This is a genomic window from Thioalkalivibrio paradoxus ARh 1 (assembly GCF_000227685.2).
GTDB lineage: Bacteria > Pseudomonadota > Gammaproteobacteria > Ectothiorhodospirales > Ectothiorhodospiraceae > Thioalkalivibrio > Thioalkalivibrio paradoxus.
The window spans coordinates 735,808-761,420 of sequence record NZ_CP007029.1 but is presented as its reverse complement, the minus strand read 5'-3'; the positions used below and the strand labels follow the sequence as shown (position 1 = coordinate 761,420).

The window sequence follows — 25,613 nt, the reverse complement described above, 5'->3', positions numbered from 1 at the left end:
GGGTCAAAAATGGCTACACATCGTAATACGAAACGGCTTTACTTTCACGGTTCCGTGATGCACGAATATTGGCCATTTCTGAACGACATCGCAGATACCCCGCGTGTACGTGGGTGCACTGCCGGGGAGTTCCATGCAGGGGAGGATCCGCCCGCCGGCTGCCCTCACCCCTGCCCCCTAGGGAAACGCTGCCTAATCCGTCATCGCGAGGAGCGAAGCGACGTGGCGATCCATAAAGCACGGATTTCGTGGGCGCACCCTGGATTGCCGCGCTTCGCTCGCAATGACAGGACCCTTTTTTCAGTAGGCGTAGGGCGGAAAAGGCCGAAGGCCGTCATCCGCCAGCGGGCGCCCGGATTGCCGCGGGCGCCCGGGGCGCTACGAACGCCGTATGGCGGATGACGCTGCGCTTTTCCGCCCTACGGGTCGCCCGGGACACGAGACAGGCCGTGACATTTACGTTAACAGCCCAAGTCCAACAGGCTGCTAGGAATTGCGGATCCCGCGGTAGAGCGCGTCGATGCGGCAACTGATCTCGTCGACCAGACCGGGGGCGAGCCGGGAGCCGAGGCCCGCACGCAGCACCAGCCGCTCGGGCGCAAGTCCGATCACGCTCTCCTGGAGCACGCGGTCGATGCTCGGTTCCTCGCACCAGATGCGCCGGATCCGGGTATCGGCCACGTGCAGGCGCAGGCGTCCGCAGCGCGACGGGGCCTCGAACACGTGGTTGGCACGGTTGATGCGGATGCCACCCGGAACCGCGGGCCGCGTCTCGCCCTGCTCCATCTCGTCCAGTTCCTCCTGTCCCCGGGCGATCCAGTGGTCGCGGGAAGACGGATCCAGAGCCTCGGGCTCGGGTGCCACGCCGAAGCGCTGCAGCAGTGCGGTGTGCAAGGCGGCACGGAAGGCGTCGACGCCCGGCGTCAGCGCCAGCTCGTGCTCGCAATCGGTGACTCCCTCGCGCAAGGCCGGCAGAACCCAATCCCGATACCCTTCGCTCGGCTCGTGGACACAGGCCAGGAAACGCTCGGCCGGAAAACGCTGGAGAAAACTCGCACCGAACACGCAGCCGTTTTCCAGCGTCGCCGCACCGGTTCCCATGATCTTGCGGCCCTGGACCCAGATGTCCTGGCTGCGCATTTGCACGTCCCCGAGCCCCAGTTGCCGCAACACCGCCACCGCGAGGCCCATACCAAGCGAGAACAGGTGCCGATGACCACGCGCAAGGGCCCTGCGCGGCAGCACCAGGAAGAAGCAGGGCTGGTCGGAGTCGATCCAGACCGCACCGCCTCCCAGGGACCGCCGCACCACCGGGATGCCTTGGGCGGCACAACCCGCGAGATCCAGGTCAGCCGCGGCATTCTGGCTCGCACCCACCGACACATGGGCCTCGGCGCTGACCAGCCAGAGCACCCGCATCGAATCCGACTCGCGGGTACAGGCAGTCATCCCGGTGTACAAGGCATGCATCGCGGGGGCGGAAAGACTGCCCGCATCCAGAAATACGGGAGCCGGCGGACGGGTCAAGAAATCAGCCCTCGTGATTGCCCTGCGGACCGGTCGGCTTCGGGACGAAGGTCGGAAAAAGGGCCAGGAAGCGGTGGGGAATCCGTTCGGGTTTCATGCACATGGGCCTGCTGCGGCGACGGTCAGAGCATACAGAAGCCGCCGCAGCGAGCCTAAATGGCCCCGGGGAACGTGGGTAGTGGGCGTGGCGCCGGCGTGCCTGGTATGGCGCTCGGGTGCGGAGACTCCTGCCCGGGCGACACGCCAGGCGCGAGGTGCCAGCGCATCCGGTTCGCGGCGGCCGGCGGCTGCCGCAGGCAAAACGGCGGCGTCTTCAGGCGTCGCCGCGCCACTCTTCGAATCCGCAGCTCGAGCAGTGCCAGAGCATCTCCTCGGCTCCATCCGTGCCTTCCCGTACCTGGTCCGGAACCGGATGCAAGCTGCGGATCGTGCACCGCGGGCACTTCTCCACTTCGTCTCTGCGATGCGCCGATTTCGGCCTGCGGGCGGGCCGGGGCGCAGCGTCAGGGATATCCGTCAGCGCGTCCAATTCCCGCAACAGATCCTGCGCCCGCTGAGCCAGGGACGGCTGTCCAACCTCGGTCAATTCTCGCTGGAGATCGGCGAGCCCGGCGCGGATGGGCTGTAGCCGGGACGCAATGTCAGTCATGGAGCACGTCCTCCCGTGGACCGGAATACCGAAGGTGCCGGGTACGGCATAGTCTAGCCCCCTGCGGCCATGCTCAGGGCCCGCTCGACCGCGGCCGGCGAGCGCCGCAACTGCACGAAGGAATTCTCGCCCACCATGCGCAGGTCCGGGAAGTGCAGAGCCATTCGGAATCGCATGTGCAGGGCTTCGACGCGACCGCCGTTGACCAGGATCTCGTAGGGCACATACGCCGTATGGCGCCGATCCCCCACGTCCACCGTGGCGAGCTGATGGGCATCGGCTGCATCCCGGTCCGCACCGGCGTCCTCACGGATCGCGACGCCGATCAGAGTCGCGTCGCGCCCCGGGATGTCCACCCGGTAGACTTCGCGCACGCCGCCCCGGCTCTCGGCGAGATTGGCATCCAGAACGGCCAGTGCCGCCGCACGATCGGGGTAATTCCCAAGCTCGTAGGGGTCGCCGAAGCGCTCCATCCCGAACGCGTACCGGTAGCGGGACAGCACCGACGGGCTCAGCCCTTCGGCCCCGAAACTCTCCTGCGCGCCGAGGGCATCGGCCAGCCGGGCCATGACCGGCGCCAGCGAACGTTCGATCCGGTAGGCGTGGCGGAAGTATTCGAGGTGGTTGTAGCTCACCTGCACCTGGCCGTCGACACGCGTCACCGCCACCCGCAGCGGCGCGATGTAGGCCGCCCGGGGCATGCTGGCCGCCGTCTCCAGCAGTTCCGGGGAGGTCACCACCAGCACATGGGATGACGACGTCACCGGGTAGTCGCCGAGGACCTGGAATCCGGCTTCGCTCAGGCGTTCCTGCACCGTCGCGACTTCGGCCCCGACATCGGCGCCGGGCTTGGCATACGCCAGCACCATCGGCCGCAGGTACTCGGCGTGCACGACACTGGCGAGGCCCAGCAACAGCAGACCCAGCAGCCCCCGGGTCAGGATGGAAATCGGCATGGCGTTCTCCCTGTGGTTGCGAAGCGTTTCGGGCCAGACGTGCGCGATCTGCCGGCGCAGGCGGCGTCAACCCGGTCATCATGATCGCGGCCACCAACACCAGCCGCCCGGAACCAATGGCCATCACACAGAAGCCCCGCATGGCGACGGGGCTTCTGCGCGCAGGTGACCATGGGCCGGAATCTAGGCCCTTTTCCGACCGGCGTCAAAGCCCGGTTCGGGGCTGGCGCAGGGCGTCGCCGGCCCGCGCTCGCCTCAACTCGACCGTTGCGGCGGCGGCCATAGGTACAGCGTGCTTATATTGTGAAACAATGGCACGGTGCCGCCACGGACCCGCCGGCACCACGCCTTGGCCTGTCGAGAATTCGTGACCGGCACAGCGCCACGTTTCGAAGGAAGCATCGCCCGACCGGGAGTCCCGTGCGTTCGGCTCCCCTGGTGGGTGCCTACAGATCGCAAGAATCCCAGGGGGATATGCAGATGCGCCATACAGCAAGCGCTGTTCTGAGCCTGACCGCGGCGATTGCCGCGGCCGTAGCACACGCCGACGAAGCGATCGTGCTGGAACCCGTCACCGTGACCGCGAAAGGCTACGAGGCCCTCGTGTCCGAAACCGCGGCGTCGGTGAACGTGATCGAGTCCGACGAGATCCGTCGCCGGGAGGCCAGGAGCGTCGGCGATCTGCTCCGTGGCGAACCCGGAGTCGCGGTCGCGGTGGACGGTTCGGTCGGAGTCGACCCGATCATCCGCGGGCTGAAGCGGGACCAGGTGCTGGTGCTGATCGACGGCGTGCGCGTGAATGCGATGCAGCCGCCGGCCCGGGGGTCGCTTGCCTCGTACGTGAACGTGGATTTGATCGAGCGCATCGAGGTGGTCCGCGGTCCCGGATCGGTCCTCTATGGAGCCGGGGCGATGGGCGGGGTGATCAACATCGTCACCCGCGGGGGCCGCTTCACCGACGAACCCGACGTGCGCGGCTGGACCCGCCTCGGGTACACCTCGGTGGACGACGGCTTTCGAGGGGCGGTGGGTACCTCGCTGTCGAGCGCCACCCAGCTGCTCGACCTGTCCGCTGCCTGGCTCGATGCCGGCGACTACAAGACCGGGTCCGGCGAGCGGCTGGACGACAGCGGCACCGAGCAGGGAGCGCTGCACCTGCGCTACCGCGCCAGTCTGGCCCCCGGACATGAAGTGCAGCTGCGTGCGCAGCGCGACCGGCGCGAGAACGTCTGGTACCTCGCCTCGAGGCGTTACCTGGAGGAGCCGATCGTGCCACCACCCGGGGCCGGGCTGCACCAGCCGGACGGCCTGAACACGCACTACACGCCACGGCAACAGCGGGATCTGCTCGAAGGCCGCTACGAGGGCGAACTCGGCGGCGCCTGGGACACACGCCTGGTCGCCTCGATCTACCGTCAGGATCTGGAGCGCGGGAACTACGACTGGAACCGCGAGCGCGCCCAGGACTACCGAACCTCGGACACCGATTTCGACACCCGGGGCGGCCGTCTGCAGGTCGAACTGTCGCCGCATCCGCGCCATGTGCTGCTCGCCGGCGTCGAGGCGTGGCAGCTCAAGGCATCGCCCGTATCCTTCGTCGGCTTCGCACCCGACTTCCAGCCTGACTTCCGGCTGCAGCTGATCGACAACGGCCGCCTGGAATCCCGCGGGGTGTTCCTGCAGGACGACATCTACCTGGACGACTTCACCATTACCCTTGGCGCCCGCTACGACGAGGTCCAGGGCAGCGCAGACAGCGCGCTAGGGGTGACCGCGCCGCTCGACAAGACGGACTACAACCTGTCCTGGTCCGCCGGCGCCACCTGGGAGCTGGACGCCGGTTTCAATCCCTATGCCAGCTTGTCCGAGGGATACCGTTCGGCCGGACTGCTGGAGCGCTATCTGACGTATCCCTACAGCGACGGCTTCAACTGGCTCAGCAATCCGCAACTCGAGCCAGAACGCAACCTCAGCGTCGAGGTCGGTGCACGGGGCCGAATCGGTGATACCCGTTACACGGTGGCGGTATACGAAAGCCGCATTCGCGACTACATCGGCGGCCAGGTCATCGCCCCCAACGTGAAGCAGACCGTGAACCTGGACAGCGCGCGGATCCGTGGCGCCGAATTCAGCGTCGATCACGATCTTGGCGACGGCCTGTCGGCCTTTGCCTGGGGCACCTGGCTACGTGGCGACAACCGCGATCCCGAATTCCGCGAGCCCCTGTACCAGATGCCGCCTTCCGAACTGAGCGTGGGCCTCGCGCAGCAGTCCCCCCTTGGATGGCAGTGGCGAGGACAGGCCCGGGCCGTCGCCAAACAGGATCGCACTGCGGACCGGTTCAGCGGCGGAGCCGAGCGCAAGACTCCCGGCTTCACCACGGTGGACGCAGCAGTCGGGTACCGTTTCGGCCCATCCGCCGGCCTGAAGGGCCACGAACTGACGCTGTCGGTCAGCAACTTGTTCGACCGTGATTACCGCGAACACGTGAACGAAATGACCGCGGCCCGCATTGATCCCGTCAACGGCGTCCAGGATCTGAGAGCACCCGGGCGCAGCATCGGGTTGACCTGGTACGCCGAGTTCTGACACTGCGCATCGGCGGCGGAAGCGGGTAGGCGACGGGCGGTGCAACCCCTCCCAAACCCGCCCCGGGCTTTACGCTTCTCTCCCGCTTGCGGGAAACGGGAGAGAAGCCATCAGCTCAGCAGCCGCCGAAGCCGTCTGCATCCATCTTGGCTTCGAACGCAGCCAGCGCATCGTCGCCGGTCTTCAGGTCGCCGGTTTCGCCATCCCAGTCGTCGGGCTTGATCCGCACCAGCCAGCCCTCGCCGTAGGGATCGTCGTTGATCAATCCGGGCTTTGCAGCGACCGCGTCGTTGATCGCGATCACCTCGCCCGAGACCGGCGTCTTCGCCGGTCCGACCCACTTGCCCGATTCGACGGTCGCGCAGGACTTATCCTTCTTGACCGGCTTGCCGACCTTCTTCGGCGTATAGGAAACGATCTGCCCCGCCAACGAGCAGGCATAGGAGGTCAGGCCCACGATGGCGCTTCCGTCGCTCTCCTTACGGATCCAGACATTGTTGTCAATGTTGTAAAGAAGGTCCTCAGGAATCTCACAGCCCCGGACTACACCCATGATGCCCTCCAAGAAAAACGAGAAATGAGACGGAACGAAAAGGTAAATGCCTTGTCGCCTTGCAAAAGCAACCCGGCGAGCTCGCTGGCCCGGTTTACCTCATCAACCTCGGCAATGAGGTCGATACCGGCCCGATTTTATACCCCGGCCAAGCAGGGTAGCAAACACGCAGGGGGATCCCGATGCAGTTCGCATCCGGAATGAAATTGACAATCGGTTTTCCAGGCGCGCACGGCCTCTTGGCGAGGGCCACCGGGACCCCCGAAACGCTGGTGCGGACCCGGTCCAAGGCACATCCCACGCCCCCGGAGCGACTCGGGCCTGCCTGGTCGTTATATTCAGGGACTCGCAGACAAAATGGCCGGTCTCGTCGGGACCGGCCATTCGGGTTATTGCTCGGGCTCAGCCCTTCTTCATCAGAAAAAAGAACTTGCCGCCTTCTTCCCGGTGTTCCAGCAACTCGTTTCCGGTTTGCTTCGCGAAGGCCTGGAAATCCTTAACGGCACCGGGGTCGGTCGCGATGATATGCAGAACCTGACCGGAGTCCATCGCAGCAAGCGTCTTCTTCGCGCGCAGAATCGGCAGCGGGCAATTCAGTCCGGAGGCGTCCAGTTCTTGGTCGAAATTGGCCATTCTTCGTTTCTCCTCTCCATTTCTCAGCAGGTCTAAGGGAATGTCCGCCACGGTCGGGATGCGCGGAACCGGTACAGCATTGCAGAAAGGTCGCGCACTTAATAGACGAACACGGGTGCTAATACAAGAAAGTACTAATTTGGCGTGACAATGGGCTTTCCGGACCGCGCCCAGCCCGTGATCCCGCCTACCAGGTTATGCACGTTGGTAATGCCCTGCTGAGCAAGAAACGCGCAGGCCTGCCCCGAGCGGGCCCCGGTCTGGCAGTACAACACCACCGGACGGTCGCCGGACAACTCGTCCTTGCGCAGCGGGATCAGGTGCAGCGGCACCAGTTCCGCACCGGGCAGCACGCCCCGCTCGGTTTCCGCCATCGAGCGCACATCCACCAGGCGATAGGGGCGGCCTTCGGCGTCCCATTCCTCAAGTGTTTGAGGCGTGACTTCTGAGATCGAGATTCCGAACACGGCACTCCTCCCGTCGGATCGAGCCCGCTCCGCAACGGTCGCCCCCAGCGGAACTTGGGAGCGGCGTCGCCGCCGGAAGCGGGGACATTTCGGGTTCCGGACACCGCCGCGGGGCAAGCGCCCGGAAACGCGTAGCCAGAAAGCATAGCCCAAATATAAGCAAACTCCAATATACACGCCGCCCGCAGTGTGACGTTCCCGCGGCGGGCAGCCCCCATGGTAGTGTGTCGGGGTTCGCAATGACCAGCCCCGGAGGACGCATCTCGTGGAGAAGCGTGCATTCAGGCCCGACGGGCATTACGCAGTCACCCTCCGCAGCCGCGGCGGACAGCTGTGCCCGGCCAATCTGTACGTGCACCGGGTCGAGAACGGCTACATGATTGCCCGGCACACCTCGGGGCAGAACATCGGCCTGCTGGTCAAACTTCGCTATGATGACGTGGTCAGAATCGTGCGGACCCACCCGGTGCTGGATCGCAAGCGCTTCATGCTTCCCGAAGCTCTGCTGAAACCGCAGCTGTGGGAATCGCGCGACAGCATGCGGACGTATCCCTCGGCACCCGGCCTGGGCAAGTAACAGAGCCCACGAGGGCCAGGCTGCGAGGGTCCGCCACCACGGACTCTCGATCGATGAAAAGCGTTCTCACCGTCCTCCTGTTCCTTGCGACACTGGCACTGGGTACCGGCACGCTCGCGCAGTCGCCCCGGCTCCCCAGCCTCGGCGACGCCTCGGGCGGCCTGCTGACCACGACCGAAGAGCGCGAACTGGGAAGATCGCTGCTGCGCGAGGTCCGGCGTGCGCTGCCGCTGATCGACGACCCCGAGATCGGCTTCTACCTCGATGCGCTGGGCCAGCGGCTGGTCTCGAACGCGCCCGAAACCGACGGCGCATTTCACTTCCTGGCCGTCGACAATTCCCAAATCAACGCCTTCGCGATGCCTGGCGGAATCGTCGGCATCCATCGCGGCCTGATCCTGGAAACCCGGGACGAGGCCGAACTGGCCGCGGTCATGGCCCACGAGATCGCGCATGTCACGCAGCGCCACATTGCCCGCATGTTTGCGCGCGGGCGCGACATCAATTTCACCACCGGGCTTGCGGTACTGGCCGGCATCCTGGCCGCGAGCATCGACCCGCAGCTGGCCCAGGCCGCCATAGCCGGGGGGGTGGCCGCCGGCATCCAGTCGCAGATCGACTATACCCGCGCCAACGAGGCGGAGGCCGACCGGGTCGGCATCCAGGTGCTGGCATCGACCGGGTTCGATCCGCATGCGATGGCGGATTTCTTCGAACGCCTGCAGGAACTGACCCGCGGGGCCGAGGATGCAGTCCCCGAGTATCTGCGCACCCACCCGGTGACGCTGGGCCGTATCAGCGACGCACGCGGCCGCGCCGAACAGATCCAGGGCCGCTTCACGCGCGACGAGACCGGTGCCTTCCCGTGGGTACAGGCCCGGGTTCGGGCACTGGGAGACCCGCAGCGTAGCGTGCAGCGTTTCACGGCCACCGGCGACCACGATCCGGTGCAGTTGTACGAGGCGGCGATCGCCTACCTCGAGCTGGGGCAGAACCGCGAAGCGGCACGACTGCTCGACCGCATTCCAGAACTCGAGGCACCGACCCTGACCCTGACGCTGGCGCAGGTCGCGTTGATGCGGCGCGAGAGCGACTACCCGTCCGCGCTCGAACTGCTGGAGGAACTCGACTCGATCTATCCCGGCAACCCGGTGGTCGGTCACCTGCAGGCCCGCGTCCTGCACGAATCCGGCAGCCACGGGAGCGCGGTGCGCCTGGTGGATCGCCTGCTGCGCAATCAGGTCACCCCGGACCCTACCCTGTTGCGCCTGAAGGCCGAAGCCGCCGATGCCGACGATCGCATCGCCGTCAGCCGCGAGGCGATGGCCGAGTATTTCTTTCACCGGGGACAATACTCGGAGGCCGTGCGCCAGTTCGACGATGCCCTGGCGGCCCGCGACGCCACCGCGCGCGACATCGAACGCATCGAACACAAGCGCGACACGGCGCGCCAGGTCGCGCAGGACCGATCGCGCTAACGATCGTGGCGCACGCGGCCACCCCCATGATGAAAGACGCGTAGGGTGGAAAAGGCCGAAGGCCGTCATCCGCCAGCCGGCGCCGGGGCGCCCCAGGCTACTTACTGGGCGGCATGAACGCCGTGTGGCGGATGACGCTGCGCTATTCCGCCCTACGGTCAGCTCAGGACACAGCCCGGGTGCATTCGCATCACCCCCTCACAACGCGAAATACCAGGCCGCCGCGGACTTCGAAAATCGCGGCGACGGGAATGAAGCCTTGCGCCCACGCGTCCTGTAGATTGCTTGCTCCCTGCCGTACGGGGCTGCTGGAACACTACTCACTCAACCGGAGGTTGATCACCGATGCTCATGAACCGTCGCCAATTCCTGCAGATCCTGGCCGCCGCCAGCGTCGCGGGCTTCCCGCTGCACAGTTTCGCCGGCAGCAACGGCCGGTCGATGTACGACCTGCCCCGCTACGGCAACGTCAGCCTGCTGCACTACACCGACTGCCACGGGCAGCTGAACCCGATTTATTTCCGCGAGCCCAATATCAATATCGGCGTCGCCGGCATGCGCAACCAGCCACCGCACCTGGTCGGCGAGGCACTGCTGAAGCATTACGGAATCGAACCGGGCGACAAGCTGGCGCACGCGTTCACCTACCTGGATTTCGTCAAGGCTGCGGAACAGTACGGCCGGGTCGGCGGCTTCGCCCACCTGTCGGCACTGGTGAAGCAGCTCAAGGCCTCCCGGCCGGGGGCGCTGCTGCTCGACGGCGGTGACACCTGGGGCGGCGGCACCGGCACCGGCGTGTGGACCAACGCACAGGACATGGTCGACGCGCAGAAGCTGCTCACGGTGGATGTGATGACCGCGCACTGGGAGTTCACCTACGGTGCCGACCGTGTCTCCGAAGTCGTGGAAAACGACTTCGCCCAGGCCGGAATCGACTTCGTTGCGCAGAACGTGACCGACGTCGACTGGGGCGACCAGGTCTTCCGACCCTACGTGATCCGCGAGATCAACGGCGTGAACGTCGCGATCGTCGGCCAGGCGTTCCCGTATACCCCGATCGCGAACCCGCGCTTCATGGTCGAGGAGTGGACCTTCGGCATCCGCCCCGACGACATGCAGCGCCAGGTCAATGCCGCGCGCGCCGAAGGTGCCGAGATCGTCGTCGTACTGTCGCATAACGGCATGGATGTGGACCTGAAGATGGCGGGCATGGTCGACGGCGTCGACGCGATCTTCGGCGGCCATACCCACGACGGCGTGCCGGCCCCGACGCCGGTGAAGACACCGAACGGCGGCACCTGCCTGGTCACCAACGCGGGCTCGAACGCCAAGTTCCTCGGCGTGATGGACTTCGACTTCCGCGACGGCAAGATCCAGGGCTGGAAGTACAACCTGTTGCCGGTGTTCTCGAACCTGATCGAGCCCGACACCGAGATGCAGGACTACATCACCACGATGCGCAACCAGGAGGTCACCTTCGACGGCGAGACCTTCAACATGGAGCAGAAACTGTCCGAGGAACTGGCGGTCACCGAGAGCCTGCTGTTCCGTCGCGGCAACTTCAACGGCACCTTCGACCAGTTGATCGTCGACGCGCTGAACGAGCAGCTCGATGCGCAGATCGCGTTCTCGCCGGGCTTCCGCTGGGGCACCTCGGTGCTGCCGGGAATGCCGATCACCTTTGAGCACGTGATGGACCAGACCGGCCTCACCTACCCGGCCGTGACCCGAAACGTGATGACCGGCGCACAGATCAAGACCATCCTCGAGGACGTCGCCGACAACCTGTTCCACGAGGATCCGTTCTTCCAGCAGGGCGGCGACATGGTCCGCGTCGGCGGCCTGAAGTACGCGATCAACCCGGGCAACCGCATCGGCGAGCGCATCCTCGAGATGGAATTCGACGGCAAGCCGCTGGATCCCGACAAGGAATACGTGGTGGCGGGCTGGGCCAGCGTGCAGGAACAGCCGGCGGGCGACACCGGGCGCAAGATCTGGGACGTGGTCGCCGACTACCTGCGCGACCACAAGACCGTGCGCATCGACGATCTGAACGAGCCCGTGGTCAAGGGGGTCGGCGAAGACAACCTCGGCTACGTGCCGACCGCGAAGACCTGACCTTCCGGTTGGATCCGGCAACGCGAACCCCGCCTCTGGCGGGGTTCTTTCGTTGCAGGCGGCGCCACCGCGGGACAGCGGTGCCCCCCCGGGCGGAACCGCTAGGGAAACGCTGAAAAAAGGGCCCTGTCATTGCGAGCGAAGCGCGGCAATCCAAGCGGCGCTAGCTGAATCCGTGCCTTATGGATCGCCACGTCGCTTCGCTCCTCGCGATGACGGATTCTTCAGCGCTTCCCTAGCATGGCGGGTTCAGGATTCGGCGATTCGCAGGCGACCCGCGACGCGGGTCAGCAGTTCGTAGCTGATCGTGCCGGCCGCCTCGGCGATGCGTTCCACGGGCAATCCCTCGCCCCAAAGAGTCGCGACGTCGCCAACGCGCGCCTCTGGCACCGCGGTCAGATCGATCTCGAGCATGTCCATCGACACCCTGCCGATCACCGGGCACTCGCGGCCCCGTAGCCGCACCGGCGTTCCCGATGGCGCGTGCCGGGGATACCCGTCCGCATACCCCATCGCGACCACGCCGGCCCGTGTCGGCCGGTTTGCAGTCCAGCTCGCACCGTAGCCCACGCTGGCCCCGGGCTCGAGCGACTTCAGCGCAATCAGCGGCGCGGTGACCGTCATCACCGGGCGCAGCGCGCGTTCCGGACCGCACTCGCCAACGAGCGGACTCGCACCGTACAGCATGATCCCGGGGCGGAGCCACTCGCCGAGCCGGGTGCTGCGGGCGAGCCCGGACACCACCGCCGCCGAGTTCGCGAAGCTGCGCTGCCCCGGCAGTTCAGCGACCGCATGCGCGAAGGTCTCCAACTGCTCGGCGTTCTGCGGGGCTTCCGGCCGGTCGGCGCAGGCCAGGTGGGTCATCCAGTGCAGGCCGTTTACTGTAGCCGGATGCCGGTGCAGCTGGGCATGCAGCAACTGCGCCTTCAGCGGCGCGAACCCCAGCCGGTGCATGCCGGTATCGAGCTTGATCCACAACGCGGGCAGCGGCTCGCGCAGCGCGTGCAGCCCCGGCAGCTGGGCCTCGTCGTGCAGCACCGGCTGCAGGTCGTGCAGCGCGCAGAACCGCCATTCGGCCGCGCTGCGCGGTCCCTGCAGCACCAGGATCGGTGCGCCGACCCCGGCCTCGCGCAGCGCCCGCGCCTCTTCCAGGCAGGACACCGACAGCCCGTCGGCCACGCCTTCCAGCAGGCCGGCCGCCCAGTGCATCCCGTGCCCGTAGGCATCGGCCTTGATGACCGCCCAGACACGACGGCCGGGTGCCAGCGTGCGCGCCAGTTCCAGATTGTGGCGCAACGCCGCCGGATTTCGATGGATGACGGCGGCGCGCTTCACGCCTCGACGCCGACGCCGTAGACGTCGGGATGATAGTTCTCGAATCGCGTGTACTGGCCGCGGAACGTCAGGCGCACCGTGCCGATCGGCCCGTTGCGCTGCTTCGCGACGATGATCTCGGCGGTGCCCTTGTCCGGGCTTTCGTCGTTGTAGACTTCGTCGCGGTAAACAAACACGATCAGGTCCGCGTCCTGCTCGATCGCGCCCGATTCGCGCAGATCGGACATCACCGGGCGCTTGTTCGGGCGCTGCTCGAGCGAGCGGTTCAGCTGCGACAACGCGATCATCGGCACGCTCAGCTCCTTCGCCAACGCCTTCAGCGAGCGCGAGATCTCGGAGATCTCGGTCGCGCGGTTCTCGCGCGAGCCCGGCGACTGCATCAGCTGCAGGTAGTCCACCACGATCAGCCCGAGCCCCTTGTGCTCGCGCATCAGGCGCCGCGAACGCGCGCGCAGCTCGGTCGGCGACAGCGCCGGCGTATCGTCGATGTACAGCGGGGCCTCGGACAGCATCGACACCGCGCTGCTCAGCCGCGGCCAGTCGCCGTCGTCCAGGCGGCCCGAGCGCAGCTTTTGCTGGTTGATCCGGCCCATCGACGACAGCAGACGCATCGCGATCTGCTCCCCCGGCATCTCCATGCTGAACACCGCGATCGGCTGTGCCGTCTTCATCGCCACGTACTCGGCGATGTTCATCGCGAAACTCGTCTTGCCCATCGACGGACGGCCGGCGACGACGACCAGATCACCGGCGTGCAGGCCCGAAGTCAGTTCGTCCAGATCCTGGTAGCCGGTCGGAATGCCGGTGATCGGGCTCTTGGTCTCGAACAGGTATTCGATCTGTTCGACGGCGGCCGTGAGCAGCGGCTTCATGCCCCGGAAACCCTGGGCTCCGCGGGCACCCTGTTCCGCAATCCCGAAGACCTTCTGCTCGGCCAGGTCGAGCAGTTCGCGCGTGGGCCTGCCGTCGGGGGTGAACGCCGAGTCCGCGATCTCGGTACCCACCGCGATCAGCGAACGCAGCACCGAGCGGTCGCGCACGATATCCGCATAGGCGCGGATATTCGCGGCGCTGGGGGTCTGCGCCGCGAGCTGGCCGAGATAGGCGAGCCCCCCGGCATCCTGTAGTTCGCCGGTGGTCTGCAGCTGCTCCGCGACCGTGACCATGTCGAACGGCGCGTTACGCTCCGCCAGCGCCGCCACCGCCCGGAAGATCAGGCGATGGTCGTGGCGGTAGAAATCGTCGGCGCCGAGCCGGTCGGCGATCCGGTCCCACGCATCGTTGTCCAGCATCAGTCCGCCGAGCACGGACTGCTCCGCCTCGACCGAATGCGGTGGAACCCGGAATTCGGAGGTCATCGCCGACCAGCAGCCTGCCGGAATGGGACGCCCGCAGCGAGCCGCACAGGAGAGCGAGGGCCGTTGCTCAAGATTCCGAGGCGCATAGCAGTTCTACGTAACGAGAAATCAGGGAAAAATGCACCGCGCTTCCCACCGGCGCAGGAAGCGCCGCCCCGGTCCGACAGGGACAACGACGCGCACTGCGCCGGCAAGCGGGCGCAGTGCCGGCATCGTCGATCATTCCTGACCGATCACGATCACGCGGATCTGGGCGTTCACATCGCTGTGCAGGTGCAGGTCGATTTCGTACTCGCCAGCCTGGCGCAGCGGACCCTCGGGGAGGCGCACATCTCGCTTCTCGATCTCGACTCCCCGGGTGGTGACCGCGTCGGCGATGTCCGCAGCGCCGATCGACCCGAACAGCTTGCCCTCCCCGCCGGCCTTCGCGGTGATCTCCACCACCATGCCGTCGAGGCTGTCGCGACGCGCCTCGGCAGCGGCCAGCGCCTCGGCGGCGGCACGCTCGAGTTCCGCACGGCGTGCCTCGAACTCGGCAATGTTCTCGGCCGTCGCGAATTTCGCCTTGCCCTGGGGCAGCAGGTAGTTGCGAGCGTACCCGGGACGCACGCGAACCTTGTCGCCCAGACCGCCCAGATTGTCGACTTTTTCCAGCAGAATGACTTCCATCGTGGTTTTCCTGTAATTCTAGAGCGTTGAATGAATCCACACCGGCCGCGCAAGTCTACACGCGCAGCCCGGGCCGGGCATGGTCCGCTGGCCTCAGTCCCGCGGCCCCTGGTCCTGTTCCGCCAGGCGTTCCCGCAACCGCGCGACCGCGTCGACTGCGCCGAGAACCGCGATCAGCAGAAACATCTGCGGCAGCGCCAGTACCAGCAGCACGTACAACCCCACCAGCCAGAACGAGTTCATGTTCCGGGCATGGGTCAGGCCGTGCATCACCGCAAGGCCCTGCAAGAAGAACAGGACCGCGAGAATGAAGGCCAGTTCCAGAGCCAGCGGCGTGGCCAGCAATTGCCCCGCGAGCGCGAGACCGACCATCGCCAGCGCGGGTCCGGGCCCCAGTTGCAGCGCGCGGAACTCGGTCCCGAAGGCGCCGGGGTTATACAGCAGCGCCTGCCAGTACCGGGCGATCACCAGGCTCAGCACCATGCTCAACAGGAAAATCCCGGCGAGCAGGCCGGTGAGAAACGGCGCCACCTGTACCAGCGCCCCTTCCAGATCCTCTGCCTGGGTGCCATTGGCCTCGATGAACGGCGCGAGCATCTGCATCCCCACCGCCACCCACGCCGACTCCAGGTCGGGCACGACCAGACGCGCCACCAGCACCAGGGCGCCGGCCACCACCGCCGCAACCGACAACGTGACGCGCCAGGAAATCGACTGGCGGAGCACCTCGCCCATCGCCGCGACCGGAAGCCACTGCGCAAGCCCGGCAAACACGCCGATCAGCGGCGATCCGCCCGTCAGACCGAACACCACCGCGCCGAGGAACAGAGAACCGAAGCCGGCGACGAACAGCGCCTGCCCGAGCCCGACGCGCAGCGCGACCAGCCCGATCACCGCACCGCTGAGAATCGCGATCGGCGGAACGAAGAGCCCCAGCGCGCCCAGAGCAGCGGCAGACCCGACGGCCCGCCACCGGCCCTGCATCGCAAAATCGGCCAGTACGCGCATCGGCGCCTCCCGCGAACCGGAAGCGAATCAGAACTGGTTGTCGGTATACGGCAGCAGAGCCAGGAACCGCGCACGCTTCACGGCAGTCGCCAGCTGGCGCTGATACCGTGCGCTGGTGCCCGTGACTCGGCTGGGCACGATCTTGCCGGTCTCGGTAATGAAATTCCTGAGCAGGTTCAGGTCTTTGTAATCGATATACTCGATGCCTTCGGCGGTGAAACGGCAGTACTTGCGACGGCGGGAAAATCGGGCCATGGAATCGTTCCTCGAAATGGAATGGGCAGCAGGGAATGCGGGATGGGGGCAGGCTTACGCGCGGGCACGGGGCCGTGCGTCCCCTTCGTCGTCGTCATCCTCGTCACGATCGCTGCGTTCTTCGCGGCGACCGCGACCCTTTCCGGCCTCCTCTTCCTCGCGTCCCTTGGCCAGCGGCGAGGGCTCGGTCTCGGCCTTGTCCATCCGCACCACCAGGTGGCGCAGCACCGCATCGTTGAACCGGAATGCGCTGACCAGCTCTTCCAACGCCGCTTCGCCGGCCTCGACGTTCATCAACACGTAGTGCGCCTTGACCAGCTTCTCGATCGGATAGGCGAGCTGGCGGCGGCCCCAGTCCTCGAGGCGGTGGACCACGCCCTGCTGGGCCTCGATCATGCCGCGATACCGCTCGACCATCGCAGGCACCTGCTCGCTCTGGTCCGGGTGGACCATGAACACCACTTCATAGTGACGCATCTGACACTCCTTACGGGTAACAGCCTCCCGCCCGGGTCGGGCCCGGCAGTGAGGCAAGAAGCCGCCGATACCGGCGGGAAAAGCGCGAGATTTTAGGCCAGATCGCACCCACGGCGCAAGCACACCCTTGTGGCATTCGCCGGACAGGCCGGGACGTTTGCGAAGTCGCTAGTCGGCGCGCCGGGCCGCGATCCGGCGCTGGCGCACGGCCTCGAACAGCGTGATCCCGGCAGCCACCGACACGTTCAGGCTGGCCACGGTACCCGCCATCGGGATGGCGGCAAGATGATCGCAGTGCTCGCGGGTCAGGCGCCGCAACCCTTCGCCCTCGGCACCCAGCACCAGCACGGTCGGCCCCGTCAGGTCCAGGTCATACAGCGCGGTGTCGGTCTCACCGGCCAGACCGACCACCCAGAATCCCTGGTCACGAAGCCGATGCAGCGAACGGGCAAGATTTGCGACCGCCACCACCGGCACGGTCTCGGCGGCACCGGAGGCCGCCTTCGCGGCCGCCGGGGTCAACTGGGCACTACGGTCGCGCGGCACGATCACCGCGGCGGCGCCGGCGGCGTCGGCGCTGCGCAGGCAGGCCCCCAGATTGTGCGGGTCGGTCACCCCGTCGAGCGCCAGCAACAGCGTCGCCCCCGCCGCAACCCGATCGGCCAGGTCCGCCTCGGTCGCGCGGGCGCGCGGTTTCACCCAGGCCAGTATGCCCTGATGCCTCAACCCATCCGCCGCACGGTCGAGGCGTTCGCGCCGGACCCGTTCCACGCTGATTCCCAGTGCCTGCGCCCGCGAGGCGAGTGCGTCGACCCGGGCGTCGGCGGCGCCTGCCGCCACCTGGAGCCGCTTGACCCGCTCGGGCCGATGGTTCAGCAGCGCCGCGACCGCATGCAGCCCCCCGACCACCTCCGCCGTGGTCACGAGTCGTCCCGCGGCCTGCGTCTCGAACTCCGCCGGGCGGGCCGGGCTGACTTGCCCCCGGCCTCGGCCTCGGCGGCATCGCCCGCGTCTCCGTTGGCCGGATCCGTGGCGCCGTCGTCGGTCTGGTCGCCGGTCTTGCGGGAAGGCTGGATCAACAACGCGACCTCACCCGCAGCCTGCTGGCTGCGGCGGCGCCGGCGCGGGCGCGGCAGCCCGCTGCTGCGTTCGCCATCGCTGTCGGGCGCGCTGTCCGCCGACGCCCCGGCCTCCTCCGGCGCAGGCCGCGGCGTTTCCGGACGGCCCTTGCGCTCGCCCGAGCGGCCGCGCCGATCGCTCGGGCGCTTTCGCGCCGGCGCGGCAGTTTTTTCTTCCGCCGGGTCTCGGGGGCTACCCGACGCAGGATCCGCCGCAGCGGTGCGCTTCCTGCGCGCGGGCTTCGCGGGCGCCCCTTCGGCCCCGGCCTGCGTCTGCGCCGTGTCGGCGTCGGCGCGTCGATCGCCTTCTGCGCGCGTCGAGGCCTCCGCGGACGGCCCAGCCGTACCTGCGCCACGGCGGCGCCCCCGGCGGCGCGGCGGTGTCTGCTCCGCCGCCGGGGCCTCGGGCGTGGTCTCGCCCGCTGGTGGCTGCGCAGCGCCGGCTTGCCGCCGCTTCCCGGGACGCGCCGGGCGCTCCTCGTCGATCAGACGCAGGTCGATCTTGCGGTCGTCGAGGCTCACGCGGATCACTTGCACCCGCAGCCGGTCGCCGATCCGGAACGTGCGGCCGCTGCGCTCGCCGGTCAGCCGGTGGCGGATCGGATCGAAGTGGTAGTAATCGTTGTCGAGGCTGGTCACGTGCACGAGACCATCGATGAAGACGTCGACGATCTCGACGAACAGCCCGAACCCGGTGACCCCGGAAACCACGCCGTCGAAAACGTCGCCCACCTTGTCCTGCATGTATTCGGCCTTCAGCCACGCAACCGCGTCGCGGGTCGCGTCGTCGGCGCGGCGCTCGGCCATCGAGCAATGCTCGCCCAGGTGCTCCATGTCCGAATGCGAATACGCGAAGCCCCTGGCCTTGCCATCGCGCAGCACATGGCGAATGCCGCGATGCACCAGCAGATCGGGGTACCGCCGGATCGGCGACGTGAAGTGGGCATAGTCGGCCAGCGCCAGACCGAAGTGGCCGCTCAGGCTGGGGCCGTAGTTCGCCTGGCTGAGCGAACGCAGCAGCACGGTCTGGATCAGCTGCCAGTCCGGCCGGCCGGCAGCGGCACGAAGCACCGCCGCGTAATGCACCGGCGTCGGCTCGTCGCCGCCCTCCAGGGTCAGCCCGACTCCGGACAGGAAGTCGCGCAGGGCGTCGATCTTCTCCGGAGGGGGCCGGTCGTGCAGCCGGTACAAGGCCGGAATCTTGTACTTTTTCAGAAACTTCGCGGCCGACACGTTCGCCGCGATCATGCATTCCTCGACCAGACGGTGGGCATCGGTGCGCTCGACCGGCACGATGCGCTCGATCTTGCGCTCGGGCCCGAACTCGATGCGCGTCTCGGTGGAATCGAAGTCGATCGCGCCGCGCCGGTTGCGTGCGCCGTTCAGCGCACGGAACACCGCGTACAGCCGCTCGAGGTGTGGAACCACGGCCGCATACTGTTCCCGCAACGCCTCGTCGCCGTCGACCAGCATCGCCGCGACCTGGGTGTAGGTCAGCCGCGCATGCGAGCGCATCACGCCCTCGTGGAATCGGAAGCCGCGAATGGCGCCACGCTTGCCGATCTCCATCTCGCAGAGCATGCACAGCCGGTCGACATCCGGGTTCAGCGAGCACAGGCCGTTGGACAGCACCTCGGGCAGCATCGGGATCACCTGGTTCGGGAAGTACACCGAAGTGCCCCGGGTACGCGCCTCCTGGTCCAGCGCCGAGTCCTTTTCCACGTAATGGGAGACGTCTGCAATCGCCACCCACAGGCGCCACCCGGTTTCCGTCTCCTCACAGTACAGCGCGTCGTCGAAGTCGCGCGCGTCCTCGCCGTCGATGGTGACCAGCGGCTTCTTGCGCAGATCCAGCCGCCCGCGCTTGGCCGCCGCCGGAACCTGCGCGCCCAGACGGTCGGCAGCCGCGGTCACCTCGTCGGGCCACTGGAACGGCAGGCCGTGCGCGCGGATCGCGATGTCGATCTCCATGCCGGGCGCCATGTGCTCGCCCAACACCTCGATCACCTCGCCGCGCAGGCGGGCCTTGCGCGACGCCTGCGGCCGGATCCGAACCACCACGATCTGATCGTCGCCGGCTTCGCCGAGCCCGTCCGGCGGAATCAGAATGTCGTGGGTGATGCGCTTGTTGTCGGGCGTGACCACACCGACGCCGTCCTCGACCCGGATGCGCCCGACGATCTGTTCCGATCCGCGTTCGAGGATTTCGATGATTCCACCCTCGCGACGCCCCCGGTGATCGACGCCCATCACCCGGCCGAGCACGCGGTCCCCGTGCAAGACACCGCGCATTTGCCGCGGCGACAGGAACAGGTCGCCGGTCTGGTCGTCGGGCACCAGGAAGCCGAAACCATCCGGATGACCGATCACCCGGCCGCGGATCAGGTCGGCCTGGCTCACCGGCAGATAGGCGCCGCGGCGGTTGCAGAGCACCTGGCCATCGCGCTCCATCGCACGCAGACGGCGGCGCAGCGCCTCGGTCTGGTCGTCGCCGCCGATCTCCAGACGCTCGGCGATCTCGTCGAAACCCAGCGGATTGCCGGCGTCGACCAGCAATTCCAGAATCAATTCGCGACTCGCGATCGGATTGTCGTATTTCTGCGCCTCGCGCTCGAAATACGGATCGACCTGCGGCTGCTGACTGCGTTTTCTCGGCATTCCCTTCACTCGTTTTCGTGGGCCGCCCGCTGGCCGGGGCGGCGACGCTTCCGCGGCCGCGCCCCGGAACCCTGGTATGGATTGACACGCCCCGCGGGTAACTCTATATTTCGCCTTCCTGAAGCGCAGGATCGCAAGATCCAACCTCGTGCCGAGGTGGCGGAATTGGTAGACGCGCTAGCTTCAGGTGCTAGTGGGCGTAAGCTCGTGGAGGTTCAAGTCCTCTCCTCGGCACCATCCTTTCTTTCCGAACACCACGCGAAACCCGCGGGACGATCGTTCCGTTCGTGCGAACGGGTGCCGCGCACTGCTGGACCCGAAGCCGGTCGGCCCCGGACCCAGCGCACGATCAGAGCGCAAACGGGTCACGCAGCACGATGGTTTCGTCGCGGTCCGGCCCGGTGGAAATCATATCGATCGGCACCCCGACCACGCTGCTCAGGCGTTCCAGGTAACGCTGGGCGTTGGCCGGCAGGTCGTCGTACTGTCGGATCCCGAGGGTCGACTCCTGCCACCCCGGCATCTCCTCGTAGATCGGCTCGCAGGCCGAGTAGGCCTCGGCACCCGCCGGCGGGATTTCCCACTGTTCGCCGTTACAGCGATAACCGACGCAGATCTGCAGGTTTTCCAGGCCGTCGAGCACGTCGAGCTTGGTAATGCACAGGCCGCTGATGCTGTTGATCTCGACGGCGCGGCGCAACGCCGCCGCGTCGAACCAGCCACAGCGGCGCGGGCGACCGGTCGTCGATCCGAACTCGTTCCCGCGCGTCGCCAGATGCTCGCCCATGCTATCGAACAATTCGGTCGGGAACGGCCCGGCGCCGACCCGCGTGGTATAGGCCTTGGTGATCCCGAGGATGTAATCGAGGTGTCTCGGACCGACACCGGAGCCGGTGGACGCGCCACCCGCGGTGGTATTCGACGAAGTCACGAACGGGTAGGTGCCGTGGTCGATGTCGAGCAGGGTGCCCTGCGCACCCTCGAACATCACGTCCTTGCCCTCGGCGCGCAGCGCATGCAACCGCCCGGCGACATCGGTGACCAGCGGCGCCAGCCGCTCGGCCTGCTCGAGGCTCTCGTCGAGCACCGCCTGGAAATCGATGGTGTCGGCCTGGAAGTAGTGCTTCAGCACGAAATTGTGGTAGTCGAGCACCTCGCCCAGCTTGGCCGCGAAGCGCTCGCGGTGAAACAGGTCGCCCAGACGCAGCCCGCGGCGGGCCACCTTGTCCTCGTACGCGGGACCGATCCCACGGCCGGTGGTCCCGATCGCCGCCTTGCCGCGCGCCTTCTCGCGCGCATGGTCCAGCGCCACATGCTGCGGCAGGATCAGCTGGCAGGACTCCGACAGCCGCAGCCGTTCGGCCACCGGAACCCCGCGCGCCTCGAGCATCTCGATTTCCTCGAGCAGCGCGGCCGGCGACAGCACGACCCCGTTGCCGACCATGCATTCGACCCCGGAACGCAGGATGCCGGAAGGGATCAGGTGCAGCACGGTCTTGTGCCCCCCGATCACCAGCGTGTGCCCGGCGTTGTGCCCCCCCTGGAAGCGCACGACCGCAGCGGCATTTTCGGTCAGCAGGTCGACGATCTTCCCCTTGCCCTCGTCGCCCCACTGACTCCCCAGAACCACAACGAAACGTCCCATACCTAGGTTTCCTCGACAGTCCAGACCTCGCCGCGCTTCTGCAGGCGCGGACTTTCGGTCAATGTATCCGCGGCTTCACCCGCGAGCAGCCGCCGCACCCGGACCCCCCGGGCACGCAGTTCCTCAATGGCGGCCTCCAGCCCGGCATCCCCCTGCGCCGGCGCCAGCACGCAGTCGCGCGCCCGATCCGCAGGCACGGGCGCCAGTCGGATCAACTGCTTGAGATCGGTACTGAAGCCAGTGGCCGCCCGCGCGCGGCCGAACACCCGGCCGATGTGATTGTACCGCCCGCCCCTTGCGATCTCCTGCCCCGAACCGGGAACGAACGCGGCGAACACCAACCCCGTGTGGTAGGAGTAGCCGCGCAGTTCGCCGAGATCCACGTGGATGTCCAGCCCTGGCTGGGCCGCGTGCAGGCGCTCGATCACCGCGGCCAGATGCTCGAGCGCTGCGGACACCTGCACCGGCGCCGATGCCAGCACCGCGCGCGCCTCGGTGAGCACCTCCGCGCCCCCGTTCAAGTCGACCAGCGCCCGCAGCTGACGCGCGACCTCGGCATCGAGCCCCCACTCGGCCAGCGCCTGCTCGATCTCGGGCACCGCCTTGCGCTGCAGCATCTCGAAGAAGCGGGACTCCCGCGCCGGATCGAGCGCCGCCATGCGCGCGAGGGAACGGTAAATGTCGACATGGCCGAGATCGATGCTCGGCTCGCGGACGCCGCAGCGCTCCAGCGTCGCCAGCATCAAGCGGATGATCTCGACGTCGCTGTCCAGACCGTCGTGCCCGAACAGCTCGGCCCCGGCCTGCAGCGGGCTGCGCGACCCCGACCACTCGTCGGCCCGGGTGCGCAATACCGTGCCCACATAGCACAGGCGGGTCGTTCCCGGTTCGCGCAGGCGGTGGGCGTCGATCCTGGCCACCTGCGGGGTCAGATCCGCGCGCACGCCCATCAGCTTGCCGGTGAGCTGGTCGGTCAACTTGAAAGTCTGCAGATCCAGTTCGCGCCCGGTGCCGATCAGCAGCGAGTCCAGGTACTCCGCCAGCGGCGGCATCACCAGATCGTAGCCCCAGACATCGAACTGGTCGAGAATGGCCCGGCGCAGATGCTCCAGGCGCCGGGCCGCGGCCGGCAGAGCCTCCTCGAGGCCATCCGGCAGCAACCACCGGTTCACTTCGTCCATCGTATTTCCCGTGTGAATCATGGTTCAGCCGCGCACCCAGGCCAGCAACGCAAGACCGAGCAGCATGGAGATCAGCCCGAACAGTCTGAGCGTTCCCTCCGGCAGACGGGCGATCTCGAGCAAGTACTCCCGGTACCGGCGCGGTACCAGAAACGGCAGCAGCCCCTCAAGAACGAGCAGCAGCGCGAGCGCTGCTGCCAGGTCCGACCACATGGCTCAGACCGCTGCCGTCAGGGCTGCAGCGGCGCGCGATCCCGCGATCCCAGGGGATCCTGGAAATAGCGGAAGAACTCCGACGACGGTTCCAGCACGAAGGTGTTGCGATCGCCGGTCAGCGAACTGCGGTAAGCGAGCAGGCTCCGGTAGAACCGGAAGAAGTCCTCGTCCGCTCCGAACGCCCCGCCCAGGATTTCCGTAGCCCGCGCATCGCCGGCACCCCGGATCTCTTCGGATTCCCGATAGGCATTCGCCAGGATGACCGTCCGGTCGCGGTCGGCCCGGGACCGGATGCGCTCGGCCTCTTCCTGACCACGTGCGCGGAAGTCCTGGGCCACGCGTTGCCGCTCGGCGCGCATGCGATCATACACCGATTCCGAAACCTCGTCCGGGAGGTCGATGCGCCGAATGCGGACGTCGACCAGGTTCACGCCGAGTTCGCGCGCGGTTCCCCGGGCCACGTCACGCACCGCGCCCATGATGGTCGTGCGCTCACCGGAGACCACCTCGGCCAGCTCGTAACGCGCGAACTCGTTGCGCATCCCGTCACGCAGGATCTGCGCCAGCCGTTCCTCGGCGTTGCGCTCGTCGCCGCGCGTGGCCCGGTAGAACTGGCCGGTGTCCTGAATCTGCCACTTGGCGTAGAAGTCGACGATGACGTTCTTCGCCTCGCTGGTCAGGAACCGGTCGGGCGGGATATTCAGCGTCATGATGCGCTTCTCGAAGGTGCGCACGTTGTTGATCAGCGGGAACTTGAAGTGCAGCCCCGGCTCCAGGTCGAGCTTGCGCACCTCACCCAGCGAGAACAGGATCACCCGCTCGCGCTCGTCGACGGTGTAGGTGGACAAGGCGACTACGATCACCGCGACGACCGCGGCTATTGCTGCTATGCGAAACATCAGCGCACCTCCCGAGCACGCGGATCAGGACGGGCGGTACCCATGCGATCGACCGTGGTGCCCGGCACGCTGGGGCTGAACACACCGCGCGTCGTATCCAGCGGCTGCGGAGCGTCGGCCGGCGCGGTGCCGGGAGCGGTGCCCTTCAGCAACTGATCCAGCGGCAGAAGCGTCAGGTTGTGGCTGGAGCCGATATCCAGCAGCACCTTGTTCGATCCCTGGAACACCGCCTCGACCATCTCCAGGTACAGGCGGTCGCGGGTCACGCTCGGCGCGACCTGGTACTCGGCCAGCAACTGGGTGAAGCGCGCGGCATCACCCTCGGCCCTCGCGATCACCTGGTCACGGTAGGCCTCGGCCTCTTCGAACACCCGCGCCGCTTGCCCTCGGGCACGCGGGATCAAGCCGTTCGCGTAGGCCTCGGCCTCGTTGCGGAACCGGGCTTCATCCTCGCGCGCACGGATCGCGTCGGCAAAGGACTCCTGCACCGGCTCGGGCGGCTGCGCCTGCTGCATCGACGTCGCCGTGATGATGATACCGGCGCCCTGCGAACCCGGAGGCCCGTAGGAGTCCAGCGCCTGCTGCAAGGTCTCGCGGGCGCTCAGCGCGATCTCGCCACGACCCTCACCCAGGATGTAGTCCAGGTTGTGCTTGCCGACGCGCTCGCGGATCGCCGATTCCATCGCCTGCTGCACGGTGGCATCCGGGTTGCGGACGTTGAACTTGAAGTCACGCAGATCCTTCACGCGGTACTGCACCGCGATATCGACGTCGATGATGTTCTCGTCCGCCGTCAGCATCAGCGCGCGGTTTTGCAGCGTGCGGATGTTGTCGACGTTCTCGATTTCCACGCGCTCGATCGGATACGGCAGGTGCCAGTGCGGCCCAGGCATCGATTCCTTCTGGAAGGCACCGAAACGGAAGACGATTCCGCGATCGCCCTCGCTGACGATGTAGAAACCCGACGCCAGCCACACCACGACCGCAATGATCACCGCCAGACTGGCGACGGCCTTGGAATGGCGCCCCATGCCGCCACCGCCGTCGGAGCCGTCCGACCCGCCGCTTCCCCCGCCGCCGAAGATACTGCTCAACTGCTGGGAAAGCTTGCGCATCATTTCTTCTAGATCGGGTGGCCGCTGACCGCCGCCACCGCCACCACCGCCACCGCGCGGCCCACCACTCCAGGGGTCGCGCTGATTGTTTCCTGGCTCGTTCCAGGGCATCTAAGAACTCCGCTGTTGTAC

The 25,613-nt window shown here is 67.1% G+C and carries 23 protein-coding genes and 1 tRNA gene; 5 read left to right on the top strand and 19 right to left on the bottom strand.

Annotated elements, in window-relative coordinates; genetic code table 11:
* Positions 1-486: 486 nt before the first annotated feature.
* From THITH_RS03510 to THITH_RS03500, 3 genes are all read right to left on the bottom strand, one after another.
* Complete coding sequence (locus tag THITH_RS03510; protein ID WP_051418608.1) at positions 487-1,470, bottom strand: lipoate--protein ligase family protein; 984 nt, start codon at positions 1,468-1,470, stop codon at positions 487-489.
* A gap of 370 nt (positions 1,471-1,840) precedes the next feature.
* On the bottom strand, positions 1,841-2,176 hold the full coding sequence (locus THITH_RS03505) for a hypothetical protein (RefSeq protein WP_006745878.1): 336 nt from the start codon (positions 2,174-2,176) through the stop codon (positions 1,841-1,843).
* A gap of 53 nt (positions 2,177-2,229) precedes the next feature.
* Positions 2,230-3,132 carry a hypothetical protein gene (locus THITH_RS03500; protein WP_006745879.1) on the bottom strand — a complete coding sequence of 301 codons (903 nt, stop codon included), beginning with the start codon at positions 3,130-3,132 and terminating at the stop codon, positions 2,230-2,232.
* A gap of 480 nt (positions 3,133-3,612) precedes the next feature.
* On the opposite strand from THITH_RS03500, the gene THITH_RS03495 reads away from it, so the two are divergent.
* Complete coding sequence (locus THITH_RS03495) at positions 3,613-5,721, top strand: TonB-dependent receptor plug domain-containing protein (protein ID WP_006745880.1); 2,109 nt, start codon at positions 3,613-3,615, stop codon at positions 5,719-5,721.
* 115 nt (positions 5,722-5,836) lie between these two features.
* Here THITH_RS03495 and gcvH read toward each other — a convergent pair whose 3' ends face one another.
* The 3 genes from gcvH to THITH_RS03480 all read right to left on the bottom strand — a co-directional run bounded on the left by gcvH (position 5,837) and on the right by THITH_RS03480 (position 7,374).
* Positions 5,837-6,274, bottom strand: coding sequence for a glycine cleavage system protein GcvH (gene gcvH / locus THITH_RS03490; protein ID WP_006745881.1), 438 nt, complete (start codon positions 6,272-6,274; stop codon positions 5,837-5,839).
* Positions 6,275-6,676: 402 nt separating this feature from the next.
* The gene (locus THITH_RS03485; protein ID WP_006745882.1) at positions 6,677-6,907 is read right to left on the bottom strand and encodes a sulfurtransferase TusA family protein; all 231 of its coding nucleotides are present in this window, start codon (positions 6,905-6,907) and stop codon (positions 6,677-6,679) included.
* A gap of 134 nt (positions 6,908-7,041) precedes the next feature.
* The gene (locus THITH_RS03480) at positions 7,042-7,374 is read right to left on the bottom strand and encodes a rhodanese-like domain-containing protein (protein ID WP_006745883.1); all 333 of its coding nucleotides are present in this window, start codon (positions 7,372-7,374) and stop codon (positions 7,042-7,044) included.
* A 265-nt stretch (positions 7,375-7,639) separates the two neighbouring features.
* Here THITH_RS03480 and THITH_RS03475 point away from each other — a divergent pair, with 265 nt between their 5' ends.
* From THITH_RS03475 to soxB, 3 genes are all read left to right on the top strand, one after another.
* The gene (locus THITH_RS03475; protein ID WP_006745884.1) at positions 7,640-7,951 is read left to right on the top strand and encodes a hypothetical protein; all 312 of its coding nucleotides are present in this window, start codon (positions 7,640-7,642) and stop codon (positions 7,949-7,951) included.
* A 53-nt stretch (positions 7,952-8,004) separates the two neighbouring features.
* Positions 8,005-9,429, top strand: a complete 1,425-nt coding sequence (locus THITH_RS03470) for a M48 family metalloprotease (protein ID WP_006745885.1) — start codon at positions 8,005-8,007, stop codon at positions 9,427-9,429.
* A 345-nt stretch (positions 9,430-9,774) separates the two neighbouring features.
* Positions 9,775-11,547, top strand: a complete 1,773-nt coding sequence (gene soxB / locus THITH_RS03465; RefSeq protein ID WP_006745886.1) for a thiosulfohydrolase SoxB — start codon at positions 9,775-9,777, stop codon at positions 11,545-11,547.
* A 249-nt stretch (positions 11,548-11,796) separates the two neighbouring features.
* Here soxB and alr read toward each other — a convergent pair whose 3' ends face one another.
* The 8 genes from alr to rnr all read right to left on the bottom strand — a co-directional run bounded on the left by alr (position 11,797) and on the right by rnr (position 20,425).
* Positions 11,797-12,882 carry an alanine racemase gene (gene alr / locus THITH_RS03460; RefSeq protein ID WP_006745887.1) on the bottom strand — a complete coding sequence of 362 codons (1,086 nt, stop codon included), beginning with the start codon at positions 12,880-12,882 and terminating at the stop codon, positions 11,797-11,799.
* Positions 12,879-14,240 (bottom strand): replicative DNA helicase, encoded by a 1,362-nt coding sequence (gene dnaB / locus THITH_RS03455; RefSeq protein ID WP_006745888.1) that lies wholly within the window; start codon positions 14,238-14,240, stop codon positions 12,879-12,881. Before dnaB ends, alr begins: the two co-directional genes overlap by 4 nt.
* A gap of 219 nt (positions 14,241-14,459) precedes the next feature.
* Positions 14,460-14,909 (bottom strand): 50S ribosomal protein L9, encoded by a 450-nt coding sequence (gene rplI / locus THITH_RS03450; protein ID WP_006745889.1) that lies wholly within the window; start codon positions 14,907-14,909, stop codon positions 14,460-14,462.
* 93 nt (positions 14,910-15,002) lie between these two features.
* Complete coding sequence (locus tag THITH_RS03445; protein ID WP_006745890.1) at positions 15,003-15,917, bottom strand: YybS family protein; 915 nt, start codon at positions 15,915-15,917, stop codon at positions 15,003-15,005.
* A 27-nt stretch (positions 15,918-15,944) separates the two neighbouring features.
* A complete protein-coding gene (gene rpsR, locus THITH_RS03440) occupies positions 15,945-16,172 on the bottom strand; it encodes a 30S ribosomal protein S18 (RefSeq protein ID WP_006745891.1) in 228 nt (75 codons plus the stop codon).
* Positions 16,173-16,226: 54 nt separating this feature from the next.
* Entirely contained in the window at positions 16,227-16,649 is a 423-nt protein-coding gene (rpsF, locus tag THITH_RS03435) for a 30S ribosomal protein S6 (protein ID WP_006745892.1), read from the bottom strand.
* A 168-nt stretch (positions 16,650-16,817) separates the two neighbouring features.
* Positions 16,818-17,573, bottom strand: a complete 756-nt coding sequence (rlmB, locus tag THITH_RS03430; protein WP_006745893.1) for a 23S rRNA (guanosine(2251)-2'-O)-methyltransferase RlmB — start codon at positions 17,571-17,573, stop codon at positions 16,818-16,820.
* On the bottom strand, positions 17,570-20,425 hold the full coding sequence (gene rnr, locus THITH_RS03425) for a ribonuclease R (protein ID WP_006745894.1): 2,856 nt from the start codon (positions 20,423-20,425) through the stop codon (positions 17,570-17,572). The genes rlmB and rnr overlap by 4 nt, the downstream gene beginning before the upstream one ends.
* 150 nt (positions 20,426-20,575) lie before the next feature.
* On the opposite strand from rnr, the gene THITH_RS03420 reads away from it, so the two are divergent.
* Positions 20,576-20,662: transfer RNA gene (locus tag THITH_RS03420), tRNA-Leu, on the top strand.
* Between the two features lie 112 nt (positions 20,663-20,774).
* On the opposite strand, the gene THITH_RS03415 is transcribed toward THITH_RS03420, so the two are convergent.
* From THITH_RS03415 to hflK, 5 genes are read right to left on the bottom strand one after another with little or no spacing between them, the layout of a single operon-like run.
* The gene (locus tag THITH_RS03415) at positions 20,775-22,070 is read right to left on the bottom strand and encodes an adenylosuccinate synthase (RefSeq protein ID WP_006745895.1); all 1,296 of its coding nucleotides are present in this window, start codon (positions 22,068-22,070) and stop codon (positions 20,775-20,777) included.
* A gap of 2 nt (positions 22,071-22,072) precedes the next feature.
* Entirely contained in the window at positions 22,073-23,251 is a 1,179-nt protein-coding gene (locus THITH_RS03410) for an ATP phosphoribosyltransferase regulatory subunit (protein ID WP_006745896.1), read from the bottom strand.
* A 24-nt stretch (positions 23,252-23,275) separates the two neighbouring features.
* On the bottom strand, positions 23,276-23,464 hold the full coding sequence (locus THITH_RS03405; protein WP_006745897.1) for a DUF2065 domain-containing protein: 189 nt from the start codon (positions 23,462-23,464) through the stop codon (positions 23,276-23,278).
* A 17-nt stretch (positions 23,465-23,481) separates the two neighbouring features.
* Complete coding sequence (hflC, locus tag THITH_RS03400) at positions 23,482-24,366, bottom strand: protease modulator HflC (protein WP_006745898.1); 885 nt, start codon at positions 24,364-24,366, stop codon at positions 23,482-23,484.
* Positions 24,366-25,592, bottom strand: a complete 1,227-nt coding sequence (gene hflK, locus THITH_RS03395; protein WP_006745899.1) for an FtsH protease activity modulator HflK — start codon at positions 25,590-25,592, stop codon at positions 24,366-24,368. The genes hflC and hflK overlap by 1 nt, the downstream gene beginning before the upstream one ends.
* Positions 25,593-25,613: the final 21 nt, after the last annotated feature.